This window comes from Variovorax sp. UMC13, from assembly GCF_014170375.1.
Lineage (GTDB): Bacteria > Pseudomonadota > Gammaproteobacteria > Burkholderiales > Burkholderiaceae_C > Variovorax.
On the sequence record NZ_LZZW01000036.1, the window covers coordinates 115,687 to 131,357 of the forward strand.

Here is a 15,671-nt window from a genome sequence, read left to right on the forward strand (position 1 = left end):
CCTGCAGCGTTCAGGACGCTGCTTTTCGTGCCCAGACGATGCAGCGCTCGGCGTCCAGGCCCGGCACCGTCAGTTGTTCCACGTGAAACACATCGACGAAGGGCGGCAATTGCGCGAGTTCGTCCGAAGGCAGTTTGCCCTTCATCGCCAGCCAGATGCCCTGCGGGCCGAGCAGTTGCTGCGAGCCGTTGTAGAAGTCGGGCAGCGAGGCGAAGGCCCGGCAGCTGATCACGTCGTATGCACCGCGCTGCGCCTCCACGCGCGCATGCAGCCCGCGCAGGTTGGGCAGGCGCAGCTCGGCCGCCACCTGCTGGACGAAGGCGGTCTTCTTGGCCACTGCGTCCAGGCAGGTCACGTCGATGTCCTCGCGCAGGATGGCGATCACCACGCCCGGGAGCCCTGCCCCGGCGCCGACGTCCAGCAGCTTGGTACCGACGGCGCTGGCCGGCCGCTCGCGCTGCAGCGGCGCCAGCACCGAGAGGCTGTCGAGCAGGTGGTGGCTCAGCACCGCATCGGGCTCACGCAAGGCCGTGAGGTTGTAGACCTTGTTCCACTTGAGGATCAGCGCACCGTAGGCCAGCAGCCGCTCGGCTTGCAGATCGCTCAGGTCGAGGCCGAGGGCCTTGGCGCCCTCTTGCAACTGAATCGACTGGCTCATTGTTCGGTCACCGGCGCGGTGGTGTCGGCCACGGCATCGCGGGCGAACGCACGATGTCCGCCCTTGCGCAGGTGCACCATCAGCAAGGAGATGGCGGCCGGCGTCACGCCGGAAATGCGCGAGGCCAGGCCCAGGGTCTCGGGCCGCTGGCGTTCCAGCTTCTGCCGCACCTCGAAGCTCAGTGCGCTCACCTGGCTGTAGTCAAAGTCTGCCGGCAGGCGCAGGTTCTCGTAGTGGGCGGCGCGCTCCACCTCGTCATGCTGGCGGTCGATGTAGCCCGAGTACTTGGCCGAGATCTCGACCTGCTCCACCTCGACCGGTGCCAGCGGCTCGGCCGGCGCGTACTTGCCGCCGTCCAGCGACATCAACGCCGCGTAGTCGACGTCGGGGCGACGCAGCAGGTCGCCCAGGTTGTATTCGTGCTCGATGGCCTTGCCCAGCACCCGCTGCGACTCGCTGGCCGGCAGGTTGCGGGGGTTGACCCAGACCGATTTCAGCCGCTGTGTTTCACGTGAAACAGCGTCTCGTTTGCGCGAGAACGCATCCCAGCGCGCGTCGTCCACCAGGCCCAGCTTGCGGCCGGTGTCGGTCAGGCGCATGTCGGCGTTGTCTTCGCGCAGCTGCAGCCGGAACTCGGCGCGGCTGGTGAACATGCGGTAGGGCTCGGTCACGCCCTTGGTGATCAGGTCGTCGACCAGCACGCCCAGGTAGGCCTCGTCGCGGCGCGGCAGCCAGGCGCCCTCGCCCCGGCACTGCAGCGCGGCGTTGATGCCGGCAAACATGCCCTGGGCCGCGGCTTCTTCGTAGCCGGTGGTGCCGTTGATCTGGCCGGCGAAGAACAGGCCCTGGATCGCGCGCGTCTCGAAGCTGCTCTTGAGCTCGCGCGGATCGAAGTAGTCATACTCGATCGCATAGCCCGGGCGCAGGATGTGCGCGTTCTCCAGGCCCACCATCGAGCGCACCAGTTGGTACTGGATGTCGAAAGGCAGGCTGGTCGAGATCCCGTTCGGGTAGTACTCGTTCGTCGTCAGGCCTTCGGGCTCGAGGAAGATCTGATGACTTTCCTTGTCGGCGAAGCGGTTGATCTTGTCCTCCACGCTCGGGCAATAGCGCGGGCCCACGCCCTCGATCTTGCCGGTGAACATCGGGCTGCGGTCGAAGCCGGAGCGAATGATGTCGTGCGTGCGCGCGTTGGTGTTGGTGATCCAGCAGGCCATCTGCCGCGGATGCATGTCCGCGCGGCCCATGGTGCTGAACACCGGCATGGTGGTGGTCTCGCCGCCCGGCATGCCGTCGCCCGGCTGCTCGACGCACTTCGAGAAGTCGATGCTGCGGCCATCGAGCCGCGGCGGCGTGCCGGTCTTGAGCCGGCCCTGGGGCAGCTTCAATTCCTTGAGCCGGGCCGACAGGCTGATGGCCGGCGGGTCCCCTGCCCGGCCGGCCTGGTAGTTGTCCAGGCCCACATGGATGCGGCCGTCGAGGAAGGTGCCGGCGGTCAGCACCACGGTGCGCGCACGGAAGCGGATGCCCACCTGCGTGACCGCGCCCACCACGCGATCGCCCTCCACCATCAGGTCGTCCACCGCCTGCTGGAACAGGCTCAGGTTCGGCTGGTTCTCCAGCCGGTGGCGGATCGCCGCCTTGTAGAGCACGCGGTCGGCCTGGGCCCGCGTGGCGCGCACGGCCGGGCCCTTGCTCGAATTGAGGATGCGGAACTGGATGCCCGACTCGTCGGTGGCCAGCGCCATCGCGCCGCCCAGCGCGTCGACCTCGCGCACCAGATGGCCCTTGCCGATGCCGCCGATCGAGGGGTTGCAGCTCATCTGCCCCAGCGTCTCGATGTTGTGGGTCAGCAGCAGCGTCTTGGCGCCCATGCGGGCGGAGGCCAGTGCGGCTTCGGTACCGGCGTGACCGCCGCCGACGACGATGACGTCGAATTCTTCAGGATAGAGCATGAGATGGGGCGCACTCTCGCGTGCGCGGCGTGGGAGTCTGCAGGGAGGGACCCCGATTTTAAGCGGCGCCTGCCTTTCGCAGGGCCTGTGGGGGCTCCGCCCGGCCCCTCATGCGGCCCGGCAGGCCGCTCCGTCATGCGTTGAGTCGCTATCTATTTAATAGCAATCGAGCCCGGTTCAGGCCGTCTGCGCCTCGGGCTGGCGCGCCGCCTCTCGCCGTGGGCGCGGCGGTGTGGGCGCATGCACCGACGTCAGCGCGTCGGCGGTGGCCCAATGGGCCTGCGTGACCTGGAGCACCCGCACCACGCGGTGCGCGGGCGTCTGCAGCAACAGGCCCAGGCGGCGCTCCACCGGCCATCGCAACACCCGGTGGGTCATCAGTCGATCGCCTTTCGCACGGCGCCCACGCCCAGCGCGGCCAGCACGAGGAAGACCACGGCCAGCACCAGGAACAGCCCGAACAGCACCTTGGCAATGCCGGCCGCACCGGCCGCGACACCGCCGAAGCCCAGCGCACCGGCAACCAGGGACACGAGCGCAAAAATGATGGCGTACTTCAGCATGGAAAGCTCCTCGATGGCGGCACCGCGCCGCAATGGAGAAGAGCTTAGAAAGCGCCTGTGACACGGCGGATAGTCGGGCCGCGCAAGCCCCCGTAGGACAAAAACGCGAGGCCGAACCGCTACGATCGGCGGCTGACCGGTGCGCAGCAGCGCCGGCGCCCGACGCGTGTGCGCCGGACTGTTCTTCCGTCCCCTCACCCACCCTCTGGAGCATTGCATGAAGTTGTACTACTCGCCCGGCGCCTGTTCGCTGTCGCCCCACATCGCCCTGCACGAGGCCGGCCTCGCCTTCGAGCCGGTGCTGGCCAGCACCAAGAGCCACAAGCTGCAGGATGGCACCGACTACTACGGCATCAACCCGCTGGGCTACGTACCCATGCTGGAGCTCGACGACGGCACGCGCCTGCGCGAAGGCCCGGCCATCGTGCAGTACATCGCCGACATGGTGCCGCTGAAGAACCTCGCGCCCGCCAACGGCACGCTGCCGCGCTACCGCCTGCAGGAATGGCTGACCTTCATCGGCACCGAAATCCACAAGGGCTTCAGCCCGCTGTTCAACCCCGCCATGCCCGACGAGGCCAAGACCATCGCCAAGGACCGTCTCGCAACGCGCTTCACCTGGCTCGACAAGGAACTCGAGAGCAAGCAGTACCTGATGGGCGAACACTTCACCGTGGCCGACGGCTACCTCTTCACGGTGGTCGGCTGGGCCAAGCCCCTCTCCATCGACCTGACGTCGTACCCGCACCTGCAGGCCTGGCATGCGCGCGTGGGCGCACGCCCCGCGGTGCAGGCGGCGCTCAAGGCCGAAGGCCTGCTGAAGTAAGCCCGCTGGCCGGGCCGTTCGCGCCGGCGTGGCGCGGCGGCCCGCCTAGCAGCAAAACGACAACCTCACCGCAGCAGGGATGCACCCGCGGGTTTACGCTGAGCATCCCATTCATCCCCGACCAGACGCACCGTGCCCACTCTCTTCGACCCCGTCCAGGCAGGCGACCTGCATCTCGCCAACCGCATCGTCATGGCGCCGCTGACGCGCAACCGGTCGCCCGGCGCCGTGCCGTTGCCCATCACCGCCACCTACTACGAACAGCGCGCCAGCGCCGGCCTGCTGATCACCGAAGCCACGGCCATCAGCCACCAGGGCCAGGGCTACGCCGACGTGCCGGGCCTCTACGGCACCGAGCAGCTCGACGGCTGGAAGCGCGTGACCGACGCGGTGCATGCCAAGGGCGGCAAGATCGTGGTCCAGCTGTGGCACGTGGGCCGCATCTCGCACACCGAGCTGCAGCCCGACGGCGGCCAGCCCGTCGCGCCCTCGGCCATCACGGCCAAGAGCAAGACCGTGCTGATCAAGGACGGCGTGGCCAGCTTCGTCGAGACCTCCGAGCCGCGCGCGCTCAAGGCCGAGGAACTGCCGGGCATCGTCCACAGCTACGCCGCCGCCGCACGCAATGCGGTCGAGACCGCGGGCTTCGACGGCGTCGAGGTGCATGGCGCCAACGGCTACCTGCTCGACCAGTTCCTCAAGCGCAACAGCAACCAGCGCACCGACGACTACGGCGGCAGCATCGAGAACCGCGCCCGCCTGCTGCTGGAAGCCACGCGTGCCATCGCCGACGCCATCGGCGGCGGCAAGACCGGCATCCGCCTGTCGCCCGTCACGCCCGCCAACGACGTGCACGACGAGGACCCGCAGCCGCTGTTCGAGTACGTGGTCAAGCAGCTCGCCAGCCTGAACCTGGCCTACATCCACGTCATTGAAGGCGCCACCGGCGGCCCGCGCGAAATCGCCGACCGCCCCTTCGACTACGAAGCCCTCAAGGCCGCCTACCGCCAGGCCGGCGGCAAGGGCGCCTGGATGGTCAACAACAACTACGACAAGCCCCTGGCCGAGACGGCCGTCAAGGAAGGCGACGACCTGGTGGCCTTCGGCCGCCCCTACATCGCCAACCCCGACCTGGTGCGCCGCCTGCGCGAGGACGCGCCGCTGAACCCGCTCGACAAGGCCACGCTCTACGGCGGCGGCGAGAAGGGCTACACCGACTATCCCGCGCTCGCCTGAGCACGCTGCGGCCCGCACAGGGGGAACAACCATCGAAGCCATGACCCACGCCGCCCCCTGGACCCTGCGGCGCGCCACGGCCGCCGACGCGGCCGCCGTGACCGCCTGCGTGTGCGATGCCTTCCAGGTGTATGTCACGCGCCTGGGCATCGTGCCCCGGCCGATGCAGCGCGACTACCGCGAAGCGATCGCCAGCGTGCAGGTCTGGGTCGCCACGCTGGAGCAGCAGACCGTCGCGGCCCTGCTGCTGGACCTGACCGACGAGGGCTTCCTGGTCGACGTGATCGCGGTGTCGCCGGCCCACCAGGGCACGGGCGTCGGCCGGGCCCTGCTCGCGCTCGCCGAACGCGAAGCGCTACGGCAGGGCCATGCATCGATCTATCTCTACACCAACGAGAAGATGAGCGAGAACCTGGCGCTCTACCAGCGCATCGGCTACGTCGAATACAAGCGCGAGGCGCTCGACGGCCGCACGCGCGTGTTCCTGCGCAAGCCCTTGCACTAGGCAACGCGATGCCGCTCGAGCGCATCCACCATGTGGCCATCATCTGCGGCGACTACGCGGTATCGAAGCGCTTCTACACCGAAGTGCTCGGCCTGCGCGTGATCGCGGAGAACCACCGCGCCGCGCGCGATTCGTACAAGCTCGACCTGGCCCTGCCCGACGGCTCGCAGCTCGAGCTCTTCTCCTTTGCCGGCGCCCCCGCGCGGCCCACGCGGCCCGAAGCGCAGGGCCTGCGCCACCTGTGCTTTGAAGTGCCCGACGTGCAGGCCATGGCCGACCAACTCACGGCCCAGGGCGTTGCCGTCGAGCCCCTGCGCGTCGACGAATTCACCGGCCGCCGCTTCGCCTTCTTCGCCGATCCCGACGGCCTTCCGCTGGAGCTCTACGAAGCCGCGCCAGCGGAGGACCTCGACGCCCTGCTGCTGAAACTCGAGGGCGCCTTGCACCTGCGCGAAGTGCGCGCCAGCGCCACACGGCTGGCGGAGCTGCTGGACGAGGACTTCCATGAGCTTGGCGTGTCCGGCACCACATGGATACGCGTCGCCGTTATCGACGCATTGCGCGAAGAAAGCTTCTCTAGCCGAAAGATGACTGATTTTCGCGTCAAAAGAATGGCGAACGATGTGGCGCTGGTGAGCTACCGCGTGCATCGCGAGGCTAGCGCCGAACGGCCCGCTGCGGACTCGCTGCGAAGCTCGCTGTGGCGCTGCCGACAGGGGCGGTGGCGCATGGCCTTCCACCAGGGCACGCCGCTGTAGGTTCCCGTCCTGTCAGGCCGCTTCGCCGAAGGCCAGGCTCACCCGCAGCCCGGTCGGCACCGCCGCCTCGAGCCGCAACTCCGTCCGCAGCAGCTCCGCATAGCGCGACACGATCGACAGCCCCAGGCCTGCGCCCTGCCCCAGCTTCTGGCCGTCGGGCCCCTGGGCCCAGCGTTCCATCAGCGTGCGCTGCGCCTCCGGTGGAATGCCCGGGCCGTCGTCCACCACCGACAGCACCGTGCCCGACAGCTCGACGGTGATGGTGCGGCCGCCATAGCGCAGCGCGTTGTCGATCAGGTTGTCGAGGATGCCTTCGATCAACGCGACGCTCGCGTGCACCGTCACCGGCGCGCCTTCGAGGCCGCGCGCGCCCAGGTCCACGCCCTGCGCGTCGGCCCGCGCCAGGTGGCGCAGCACCGCCTGTTCCACCATGTCGTCGAGCCGCACCGGTTCGCGCTGCAGGGCCGTGCGCCCCTCGTCGGCCAGGGCCAGCCCCAGCAGCTGGTCGACCAGATGGCTGGCGCGTGCCTGGCTGGCCGCGATGCGTCCCAGTTGCTCGCGCCAGATGTCCGGCGTGGTCTGGGCCAGGCCATAGTCCGCGAGCGCGCGGATGCCGGCCAGCGGCGTGCGCAGTTCGTGCGCCACGTTGCCGGCGAATTCGCGCTGGGCCCGCACGCTGAACGCGACCCGGTTGAACAGCGAGTTCAGCGCATCGCCGAGCCGCTCCAGCTCACGCGAGCTGCGCGCCACCGGCACCGGCGACAGGTCGCTGGCATCGCGCTGCCCCAGCGCCTGTTCGAGCTCGCCCAGCGGCCGCAACTCCCGGTTGATGTGACGCCAGAGCCAGGCCGCCACCAGCGCCAGCAACAGCAGCTGCGGTGCCAGCGAATAGACCAGCAGGCGTTCGAGCAGCGCGCTGCGGCCGCGCGTGGTCTGCGCCACCACCACGCGGTAGGGATGGGGCAGCCCATGGTCGAGCACCACCACCCGCAGCTTCTCGCCCCGGAAGCTGATGTCCGAGAACCGGTGGAGCGCCGTGCCCTCCGGAAACGGCGCCTGCAGGGCCGCATCGCCGGCCAGGTGGCGGCCGTCCAGTTGCCGCACGGCGAAGTGCACGGCTTCGGTCTGGTCGAACAGCACGGCCGTCACTTCGCGCGGGGACAGCGTCAGTTCGACGCTGTCCGGCGTGGCACGCACGTTGGACGACACCGCGTAGGCATCGTCGAGCAGCGTGCGGTCGAAGGCCTGCTCGGTGAAGCTGTTGGCCACGCCCAGCGCGATGCCGGTGCCGATCAGCCAGGTCAGCGCCAGCGGCGGCAGCACGCCGCGCAGCACGCGCCGCGTGAGCGACGGCGCAACGGCTCGCGGCGTCGCGGCCTGCACTAGGCCTCTGCCTCGGCTTCCAGCAGGTAGCCGAGGCCGCGCAGGGTGCGGATGCTGGCGCCGCTGCCCGCCAGCTTCTTGCGCAGCCGCGAGATGAAGGCCTCGAGAGCGTTGTCGCCCAGCGACTCGTCGAAGGTCGACAGCTTGTCCGACAGCGCGCGCTTGCTCACCGTGCGGCCAGGCGGGCTCATGAGCTCCCACAGCACCTCGAACTCGCGCGCCGGCAGGTCCAGCGGTACGCCCGCCACGGCGAAGCGCCGCGCCTTGCGGTCCAGGCGCAGGCCGCCCAGGGTGGAGACGTCCTCGGTGCCCTGCGCACGCCGCACCAGGGCCCGCAGCCGGGCTTCCACCTCGGCCAGGTCGAAGGGCTTGCCCAGGTAGTCGTCGGCCCCGGCATCGAGGCCGGCGATGCGCTCGTCGGTGCGGTCGCGCGCGGTCAGCACCAGTACCGGCGTGCGGTCGCCGCGGCCGCGCGCCTGGCGCAGCACGTTCAGGCCGCTGGCCAGGCCGCTGGTGCGGCTGCCGGTCAGGGGCAGCGTGAGGTCGAGCAGCACCGCATCGAACAACTGCACCCGCCACAGGTGGTCGGCGTCCTCCACGTTGGTCGCCAGGTCGACGCGGTGGTTGGCATCGCGCAGGCTGCGCAACATCATGTCGCTCAGCACGGCATCGTCTTCGATCAACAGGATTCGCATGGGACAGGCAGAAAAGAAAGGGAGAGGCCGCGGGTGCTGCGTTTCTACACCAAGCTGAAGCACGCGCAAGGAGCGCAACGCCGAGTGGCCCGTCGTGGCAGGCCTTCCCGAAGGGTTGGTGGAACCAGGGGCCGTCTGCGGCGTTGCCCGCGCTTGCAAGGCGCCAGCCTTGCTGCGCGCAGGCGCCTTGCATCCAGCCCCTTGTTCCACCAACGCGATCCCCGGAACAGTGTGAGCAGGCCCTAGCCCTTGCTCGGCCGCCAGCGGCGCAACAACAACGCATTGGCCATCACGCTCACGCTGGAGGCCGCCATGGCGGCACCGGCCACCACCGGGCTCAGCAGGCCGAAGGCCGCGAAGGGGATGCCGATCACGTTGTAGGCAAAGGCCCAGAACAGGTTCTGGCGGATCTTCGCCACGGTGCGCGCCGACAGGTCGAGCGCATCGGCCACCAGCGCCAGGTCGCCGCGCATCAGGGTGATGCCGGCGGCCTCCATCGCCACGTCGGTGCCGTTGGCCATCGCGATGCCGACGTCGGCCGCGGCCAGCGCGGGTGCGTCGTTGGCGCCGTCGCCCACCATGGCCACCACATGCACCCCGCCCTGTGCATCGGTGCGCAAGGCCGTCACCTGCGCGGCCTTGTCGGCCGGCAGCACCTCGGCGCGCACGTCCTCGGCCGCGATGCCCACGCGCGCGGCCATGGCCTGCGCCGCATGCCGGTTGTCGCCCGAGATCATCACCACGCGCAGGCCGCGGGCCCGCAAGGCAGCCACCGCCTGCGCGGCCTGGGGCTTGGGCTCGTCGCTGAATGCCAGCAAGGCCTGCACCACCGGCGCGCCCCCGGCGCCGAAGGCCAGCAGCGCCGACACCGTCGCGCCCTGCCGCTGCAGGCGCTGCACCGCGGCGTCGTCGGGCCGCGCATCCAGTTCCTCGCACCAGCGCAGGCTGGCGATGGCCCATTCCGACGCGCCGACGAAGCCGCGCACGCCGCGGCCCGAGGGTGACTGCAGGTCGCGCGCCGCGACCGCCTCGATGCCCTGCTTCGCCGCCGCGGCGAGCACCGCCTTGGCCAGCGGATGGCCGCTGCCGCGCTGCAGGCTGGCGGCCACCGCGAGCAGTGCATCTGCGTCGCCACCCGACGCCGGCACGAACCCGGTGAGCGTGGGCGTGCCCAGGGTCAGCGTGCCGGTCTTGTCGAAGGCCACGGTGTCGACCCGGTGCGCGAGCTCGAGCGCGCGCGCGTCCTTGATCAGGATGCCGCGCCTGGCGGCCACGCCGGTGCCGGCCATCACCGCGACCGGCGTGGCCAGGCCCAGCGCACAGGGGCAGGCGATCACCAGCACCGCCACCGCGTGGACCAGCGCAGCCTCGGTGCCGGCACCGGCCAGCAGCCAGCCGGCCAGCGTGAGCAGCGCGATCACCAGCACCGCCGGCACGAAGACCGCCGACACCTTGTCGACCAGGCGCTGGATCGGCGCCTTGGCCGCCTGCGCGTCCTCCACCAGCCGAATGATGCGGGCCAACACGCTCTCGGCGCCGACCGCGCGCACCTCGACCAGCAGCCGCCCTGCCCCGTTGACCGAGCCGCCGGTCAGCGCATCGCCCGGGCCCTTGGCCACGGGCAAGGGTTCGCCGGTGAGCATCGATTCGTCGACCTCCGACTGGCCCTCGATCACATGGGCATCGGCCGGCACGCGTTCGCCCGGGCGCACGGCCAGCCGGTCGCCGGCCATGACTTCGGCCAGCGGCACGTCGGTCTCGCTGCGCGGGCCGACCAGATGCGCGACTTCGGGCCGCAGTTGCTGCAGCGCGCGGATGGCCGAGGTCGCCTGCCGCTTGGCACGCGTCTCCAGCCACTTGCCCAACAACACCAGCGAGATCACCACCGCCGAGGCTTCGAAGTACAGATGCGGCATCTCGCCCGGCCCGGCGCGCCACCAGAGCCACAGCGACAGCCCGAAGGCCGCGCTGGTGCCCAAGGCCACCAGCAGGTCCATGTTGCCGGTGAGCGCACGCGCCGCATGCCAACCCGCGCGATAGAAGCGCGCGCCCAGCCAGAACTGCACCGGCGCGGCCAGCAGCAACTGCCACAGCGGCGGCAGCATCGCATGGAAGCCGAAGGGCTCCAGCAGCATCGGCGCGAGCAGCGGCGTCGACAGGGCCAGGCCGGCCGCGACCGGGCCGACGCCCTGCCAGGGCGAGTCGTTCGCGGATGCAACCTGCGCCGATTCGGCCGTGCGCGGCTCGTAGCCCGCGCTGCGCACGGCACGCCGCAAGCGCGCATCGACCTCCTCCGTCGCATCGGCGGCGAGCGTGATGCGCGCGCTCTCGGTGGCGAGGTTGACGCTGGCGTCCTGTACGCCGGCCACCTGCTTCAGCGCGCGTTCGACGCGCATCACGCAGGACGCGCAGGTCATGCCGCCAACGGCGATGTCCAGTGTGGGCAATGAAGTGTTCATGGGCCGAGACTAAAGCCTCACACCATGGCAAGGTCAAGCATGGAATTTCCTTGACCTTTTCATGGTGTCAAGGTTCACACTGAAGCCTCGTTTCATCCATCCCCAAGGAACACACCATGAGCCAGAAATTCGAAGTCACCGGCATGACCTGCGGCCATTGCGCCAGCACCGTGAAGAACGCACTGCAGACCGTCGACCCCGAAGCGCAGGTCACGGTCGACCTGCCGACCGGCCATGTCGACGTGCAGAGCGCGCAGCCCCGCGCCGACCTGGTGGCCGCGATCGAGAACGCCGGCTACGCGGTGAAGTGAGCGCCACGCCGTCGACCCACGCCGGCCCGTGGAACATCGGTGCCGCGGCCGAGCGCTCGGGCGTGTCGGCACGCATGGTGCGGCACTACGAGGGCCTGGGCCTGCTGCCGGGTGTGGCACGCACCGAGAGCGGCTACCGCCAGTACACCGAGGCCGACATCCACAGCCTGCAGTTCATCAAGCGTTCGCGCGACCTGGGCTTCTCGATGGAGGAGATCGCCGAACTCGTGGGCCTCTGGCACAACCGCCGACGCGCCAGCGCCAGCGTGAAGAAGATCGCGCAACGCCACCTGGGCGAACTCGAGGAACGCATCGCCAGCATGCAGGCGATGCAGCGCACGCTGTCACACCTGGTGCATTGCTGCCACGGCGACGGGCGGCCCGACTGCCCGATCCTCGATGACCTGGCCGGCCATTGAGCACAGGAGCTCCAACAACCGATTACAAAATTCGCATTGCGGGTGGCAGTCCTTGTTTCTAGTATTTAAGTACTAAAACTTACAACAGCTGCCATGGCACACAACGGTTCTTCCGCCACCCCTGTGGCTCCGTCCCGCGTGGCCGCGGCTTGGCGTCCGATCGAGAAGATCGATGCGGATGACTTGAGTTACGAGCAATTCCTCGAACGTTACATGCGGCCCAACCGGCCCGTGGTGATCTCCGACGTCGGGAAGCAATGGGCTGCCATGCGCCAGTGGACGCCCGCCCACTTCCAGCAGCGTTTCGGCAGCAAGCCGATGCCGATCGCCTACGACGAGACCCTGCCCTTCGACGAATTCATCGACCGCGTGATCGCCTCGAGCGCCGACGCACCGGGCCCGTACATGCACCGCTCCTTCCTGCACGAGGTGCTGCCGGAGCTGCTGCCCGACCTGATCCCGCAGAACCCCTACGCCTTCCCGCGCCGCTACGCGAGCCCGCTCATGCCCTCGCGCTGGCAACGGCCCGATGGCTACCTGAAGCTGCTGGTCGGCGGCGTGGGCAGCAAATTTCCGGTGATGCACTACGACGGCGAAGCCGCGCATGCCGCCATCACCGAGATCTACGGCGACAAGGAATTCATCATGTACGCGCCGGAGGACGGGCCGAAGCTCTACCCCCTGCCCGACAGGCCCAACCAGTCCTCGGTCGACGATCCCGCGCTGCAGGACCTGGAACGCTTTCCGCTGCTGGCGCAGGCGGTCCAGTACCGCACGGTGCTGAAACCGGGCGACATGGTCTTCGTGCCGACCGGCTGGTGGCACGCCGCCCGGGCGCTGTCGGTCTCGATCTCGGTCTGCACCAACATGCTCGACGGCATGCATTGGCAGGGCCTGAGCGCCGACGCCTATGGCACACCGGCCACCCATCCGGACATCAAGTCCCGCCTCAAGCGTTAATGGATGCGCGGACTCGGCGCCTTGCTCGATGCGCTGGAACGGCTGCAGGTCGAGCGGCCGGCCCTGGCCCGCACCCTGGTCTTTCCGGAGCGGCTGGCGCCCATCTCCGCGGCCGTCGCGCCCGAGCCTTCGCGCCGGCAGATCCACCTGCGCCGGCCGACGAACTGAGGCGGGGGCGGGTCAGGCGCCGCGCACCATCGAAAGAATCTGCGTGGGGTCGAGGGTGCGCGCCTTCTCCTGGATGGCCGGGAGGTAGCGCGCCTGCAGGCCCTGTCCTTCCTTCGTGACGCTGGCATACGCGTCCTTGAGCATCTGCGTCGACAGCGTGCGGCCGCCCGCGTAGTAGCGCTTGGCGACGTGGCCCAGCGCGTAGGTCGTGGCGAAGCTCATGCCCGAACTCACGGCCTGCTTGCCCACGCCGCGCAGCAGGCCGCCCCCCATCTTGCCGAGCAGGCCGCCCAGCAACTTGCGACCCGCCTGCTCCAGGTACTGCGAGGTCAGGCCTACGCCCACCGTGGCGATGAAATCCTTCACATGGCCGCTGTCGAGCGCATAGCCGTGCGCCTGCCCGATGCGATAGACCAGCTTCATCTGCAAGGGAATGATCGCCATGGTCGAGAGCGTCTCGGGCAGCAGTTCGAGCGCGCCGTTGAGGATGGCGGCATTCAGGATCGCCTGGTCGAGCTCGGCCTGGTCGACCGTCGAAGCGACCGCCGGCGTCGATGCCGGCGCGGCCGAAGTGACCGACGCCGTGGCCAGGGCTTCGGCCTGGGCGGTGAATTGCGTGGCCTGCCCGGCATCCAGCCCGAGCGAGGTGCGCACGTCGGCGAGGAAGGCACGCTCCGCGTCCGATTGCGCGCCATCCGCATCGCAGACGCAGACCGCCATCTCGTAGCCGAGCTGCCGCGATTCGGGGCTGAGCAATGCCGCGCTCACGTCGGGCAGCGACACGCGCTTCATCAGCACGTCCTGGTAGAGCGTGGGCAGATGCAGCCCATCGGCCTGCGACAGGCCCTCGGCGATGCGCTTGATCTCGTCGCGCTCCCGCGCGTGCTTGTCGCCATCGACAAAGGCAGCGAGCAGGCTGAGGGTGACGATGGCGCGGGTTTCGGACGGGTTCACGGTACGTTCCTTGGAATCTGAATGAAGACGGTCAGCCGCCTTTCGGCGCCGGAACATCGATGCTGAGGCCGAAGGCCTGCGTTGCACGCTTTCTCCCCACAAATCTTGGGTAACTCTGTGAATAACTGAGGTTCTTTCTTGTAAGAGCGCTGCAAGTCCTTGTTTTTAAAGAGAAAACAACAGACTGCTCAAGAATTCATCAGTGGATGTCTTTTTCTGCAAGTACCGCTTTTCCAGAATTTTTGGCCTCTGTCAAAGGACAACCCTGGGGATAATTCCGGCACAACCCGCCTGTTCGTCCAGGTGCCGATGCCTGCGGCCCGGCCCGCGCCTTCATCGAAACGGCGTCGACGCCCCGCTGCACACATGCATTCAGGCACTGCAAGTGCCTATCGCAGCAGGAAAAAAGAAGGCTTTCCACAGCGGAGGCCGAAGCCTCTTACGCGGCGGCGACGCGGGATGAAAGAAAGAAGAAGAAAAAGGCGTGTCTGGGCGGAAAAAAATGCCTTGGGCTTCATGCCGGCTCCTTCGATCGCTGAAGCACCAGCGTTCCACATGGGAGCAGGCCCGAACCGCAGCGCCTTCCCCTCCTTCCTCGCAGACCTGCAAGCGCCACCAAGTTCCAGGGGCCGGCGGTCCTCACAGCGTGAACGCGCAGACCGCGCGCGAAAGTTATCCGCAAGACGCGGCCAAACTTCGCCTTCTCCCCACAAATGTGGGGCAAGTCTGTGCATAACTCGCGCACTGTCTTGTAAAAGCATTGCAAGTGGTTGTTTTTGAAAGAGATTCTCTAGATTGCTCAATTTTGGAGCAGTGGATGATTTGCCGAGAAATAGCCCTTTCTCAGATTGCCCAGCGGCTGTCAAAGTACAACTCTGTGGAAAAAACAGGCACAAGCCATGAGTTATCCACAGAAGGCAGGCTGGGACTGAAGTTGTTCCCGTGCGCGAGACACCCCGGAAGCAGGGCTGCGCACATGCATAGGGCTGCGCCAAGTCCCTGTCGCGAAAGAAGAATCGGGGCCTGTCCACAGAAGGCCGCATTCCTTATCTACTACTACTAATTTGAATAGAAGAAATAAAAGATAGGAACCGAGCGAAATTCGGCTGCAAAAAATCATCGATTGCGCCAAGCGCGGCCTGCAGTCCCCATCCGCCAGGCCAGCGCCTGACCGGGGCGGTCGGAATGCGCCCCTACGCTTCGTCGACGCTGCGAGCACCGGCCGGTACGAGATCGTTTCGCGGACATGGCGCTTCGTACGCCTGCCGAACACGGTTGCCGGGCCTCTCAGGGGCGACCAGCGGTCGTCCGACACCGCTCGAGGCGCCCGAGCGCAGCCAGGTACTCACGCCGCCACACGCGGGCCTGCCCGCCCGTGACTGGCATGGCCTGCCACGGGCAGCGATGCACAGAACATCCGCAAAAACAGCGTTTCTCCCCACAAACACTGGATAACTTTGTTCATAACTCAAGCACTGCTTTGTAAGGGTTTTGCAAGTCGTTGTTTTTAAAGAGGAATCCTTAGCCTGCTTAAATTTATGGCAGTGGATGTCTTTGGGCCGAAAAGCGCTTTCCCAGAATCCCCGAAGCCTGTCAAAGGACAACGCTGTGGAGAACTCCGGCATAAGCCCTCCAGTTGTCCACAGCCGGCCTCCGCGGCGTGGGACCCGAGGCCGCGTCGACATGGGATTCCGCGCCTGCGCCGAGCTCTCCCAAGTCCTTGTCATGAAACGGAAACATGGGCCCGGCCGCGCCCTCATCTCTTCTTTGCAGACACCCCGATCCGGGCCGTCCGAATGCGACAAGGCGATGGGATAACGT

Annotated in this window: 16 protein-coding genes; 8 read left to right on the plus strand and 8 right to left on the minus strand. The window is 68.0% G+C overall.

From position 1 onward, the window contains the following. Window positions 1–10: 10 nt before the first annotated feature. The 4 genes from rsmG to A9977_RS30130 form a co-directional block, all read right to left on the minus strand. Complete coding sequence (rsmG, locus tag A9977_RS30115) at window positions 11–658, minus strand: 16S rRNA (guanine(527)-N(7))-methyltransferase RsmG (protein ID WP_183028482.1); 648 nt, start codon at window positions 656–658, stop codon at window positions 11–13. After that, window positions 655–2,613, minus strand: a complete 1,959-nt coding sequence (gene mnmG / locus A9977_RS30120) for a tRNA uridine-5-carboxymethylaminomethyl(34) synthesis enzyme MnmG (RefSeq protein ID WP_183028483.1) — start codon at window positions 2,611–2,613, stop codon at window positions 655–657. Before mnmG ends, rsmG begins: the two co-directional genes overlap by 4 nt. Before the next feature lie 177 nt (window positions 2,614–2,790). Further along, window positions 2,791–2,991, minus strand: a complete 201-nt coding sequence (locus A9977_RS30125; protein ID WP_183028741.1) for a hypothetical protein — start codon at window positions 2,989–2,991, stop codon at window positions 2,791–2,793. Further along, window positions 2,991–3,176, minus strand: a complete 186-nt coding sequence (locus A9977_RS30130) for a DUF1328 family protein (protein WP_183028484.1) — start codon at window positions 3,174–3,176, stop codon at window positions 2,991–2,993. Before A9977_RS30130 ends, A9977_RS30125 begins: the two co-directional genes overlap by 1 nt. A 217-nt stretch (window positions 3,177–3,393) precedes the next feature. Between A9977_RS30130 and gstA the strand changes: the two genes are divergently transcribed. From gstA to A9977_RS30150, 4 genes are all read left to right on the plus strand, one after another. Beyond that, the gene (gene gstA / locus A9977_RS30135; protein ID WP_183028485.1) at window positions 3,394–4,002 is read left to right on the plus strand and encodes a glutathione transferase GstA; all 609 of its coding nucleotides are present in this window, start codon (window positions 3,394–3,396) and stop codon (window positions 4,000–4,002) included. A 132-nt stretch (window positions 4,003–4,134) separates the two neighbouring features. Next, on the plus strand, window positions 4,135–5,238 hold the full coding sequence (locus A9977_RS30140) for an alkene reductase (protein WP_183028486.1): 1,104 nt from the start codon (window positions 4,135–4,137) through the stop codon (window positions 5,236–5,238). A gap of 40 nt (window positions 5,239–5,278) precedes the next feature. Beyond that, window positions 5,279–5,743 (plus strand): GNAT family N-acetyltransferase, encoded by a 465-nt coding sequence (locus tag A9977_RS30145; RefSeq protein ID WP_183028487.1) that lies wholly within the window; start codon window positions 5,279–5,281, stop codon window positions 5,741–5,743. Window positions 5,744–5,751: 8 nt separating this feature from the next. Beyond that, entirely contained in the window at window positions 5,752–6,501 is a 750-nt protein-coding gene (locus A9977_RS30150) for a VOC family protein (protein WP_183028488.1), read from the plus strand. A gap of 12 nt (window positions 6,502–6,513) precedes the next feature. Here the strand turns inward: A9977_RS30150 and A9977_RS30155 are convergent, their stop codons facing one another. The 3 genes from A9977_RS30155 to A9977_RS30165 form a co-directional block, all read right to left on the minus strand. Continuing rightward, window positions 6,514–7,884 carry a sensor histidine kinase gene (locus A9977_RS30155; RefSeq protein ID WP_183028489.1) on the minus strand — a complete coding sequence of 457 codons (1,371 nt, stop codon included), beginning with the start codon at window positions 7,882–7,884 and terminating at the stop codon, window positions 6,514–6,516. Next, a complete protein-coding gene (locus A9977_RS30160; RefSeq protein ID WP_183028490.1) occupies window positions 7,884–8,579 on the minus strand; it encodes a response regulator transcription factor in 696 nt (231 codons plus the stop codon). Before A9977_RS30160 ends, A9977_RS30155 begins: the two co-directional genes overlap by 1 nt. A gap of 242 nt (window positions 8,580–8,821) precedes the next feature. Then, the gene (locus tag A9977_RS30165; RefSeq protein ID WP_183028491.1) at window positions 8,822–11,038 is read right to left on the minus strand and encodes a cation-translocating P-type ATPase; all 2,217 of its coding nucleotides are present in this window, start codon (window positions 11,036–11,038) and stop codon (window positions 8,822–8,824) included. Between the two features lie 116 nt (window positions 11,039–11,154). Here A9977_RS30165 and A9977_RS30170 point away from each other — a divergent pair, with 116 nt between their 5' ends. The 4 genes from A9977_RS30170 to A9977_RS30185 all read left to right on the plus strand — a co-directional run bounded on the left by A9977_RS30170 (window position 11,155) and on the right by A9977_RS30185 (window position 12,896). Then, window positions 11,155–11,349, plus strand: coding sequence for a heavy-metal-associated domain-containing protein (locus tag A9977_RS30170; protein ID WP_183028492.1), 195 nt, complete (start codon window positions 11,155–11,157; stop codon window positions 11,347–11,349). Further along, on the plus strand, window positions 11,346–11,768 hold the full coding sequence (gene cueR, locus A9977_RS30175) for a Cu(I)-responsive transcriptional regulator (RefSeq protein WP_183028493.1): 423 nt from the start codon (window positions 11,346–11,348) through the stop codon (window positions 11,766–11,768). Before A9977_RS30170 ends, cueR begins: the two co-directional genes overlap by 4 nt. A 183-nt stretch (window positions 11,769–11,951) precedes the next feature. After that, window positions 11,952–12,728, plus strand: a complete 777-nt coding sequence (locus A9977_RS30180) for a cupin-like domain-containing protein (protein ID WP_220812196.1) — start codon at window positions 11,952–11,954, stop codon at window positions 12,726–12,728. Window positions 12,729–12,731: 3 nt separating this feature from the next. Beyond that, complete coding sequence (locus A9977_RS30185) at window positions 12,732–12,896, plus strand: hypothetical protein (protein WP_183028495.1); 165 nt, start codon at window positions 12,732–12,734, stop codon at window positions 12,894–12,896. A gap of 12 nt (window positions 12,897–12,908) precedes the next feature. On the opposite strand, the gene A9977_RS30190 is transcribed toward A9977_RS30185, so the two are convergent. Further along, on the minus strand, window positions 12,909–13,850 hold the full coding sequence (locus tag A9977_RS30190; protein WP_183028496.1) for a YcjF family protein: 942 nt from the start codon (window positions 13,848–13,850) through the stop codon (window positions 12,909–12,911). Window positions 13,851–15,671 lie beyond the last annotated feature (1,821 nt).

Excerpts from the sequence above, each read along its gene's own strand:
- gstA (WP_183028485.1), top strand. The coding sequence starts at position 3,394 with ATGAAGTTGTACTACTCGCCCGGCGCCTGTTCGCTGTCGCCCCACATC.
- A9977_RS30145 (WP_183028487.1), top strand. The coding sequence starts at position 5,279 with ATGACCCACGCCGCCCCCTGGACCCTGCGGCGCGCCACGGCCGCCGAC.
- A9977_RS30130 (WP_183028484.1), bottom strand. The coding sequence starts at position 3,176 with ATGCTGAAGTACGCCATCATTTTTGCGCTCGTGTCCCTGGTTGCCGGT.
- mnmG (WP_183028483.1), bottom strand. The coding sequence starts at position 2,613 with ATGCTCTATCCTGAAGAATTCGACGTCATCGTCGTCGGCGGCGGTCAC.
- A9977_RS30125 (WP_183028741.1), bottom strand. The coding sequence starts at position 2,991 with ATGACCCACCGGGTGTTGCGATGGCCGGTGGAGCGCCGCCTGGGCCTG.
- A9977_RS30150 (WP_183028488.1), top strand. The coding sequence starts at position 5,752 with ATGCCGCTCGAGCGCATCCACCATGTGGCCATCATCTGCGGCGACTAC.
- A9977_RS30185 (WP_183028495.1), top strand. The coding sequence starts at position 12,732 with ATGCGCGGACTCGGCGCCTTGCTCGATGCGCTGGAACGGCTGCAGGTC.
- A9977_RS30170 (WP_183028492.1), top strand. The coding sequence starts at position 11,155 with ATGAGCCAGAAATTCGAAGTCACCGGCATGACCTGCGGCCATTGCGCC.
- rsmG (WP_183028482.1), bottom strand. The coding sequence starts at position 658 with ATGAGCCAGTCGATTCAGTTGCAAGAGGGCGCCAAGGCCCTCGGCCTC.
- A9977_RS30160 (WP_183028490.1), bottom strand. The coding sequence starts at position 8,579 with ATGCGAATCCTGTTGATCGAAGACGATGCCGTGCTGAGCGACATGATG.
- A9977_RS30165 (WP_183028491.1), bottom strand. The coding sequence starts at position 11,038 with ATGAACACTTCATTGCCCACACTGGACATCGCCGTTGGCGGCATGACC.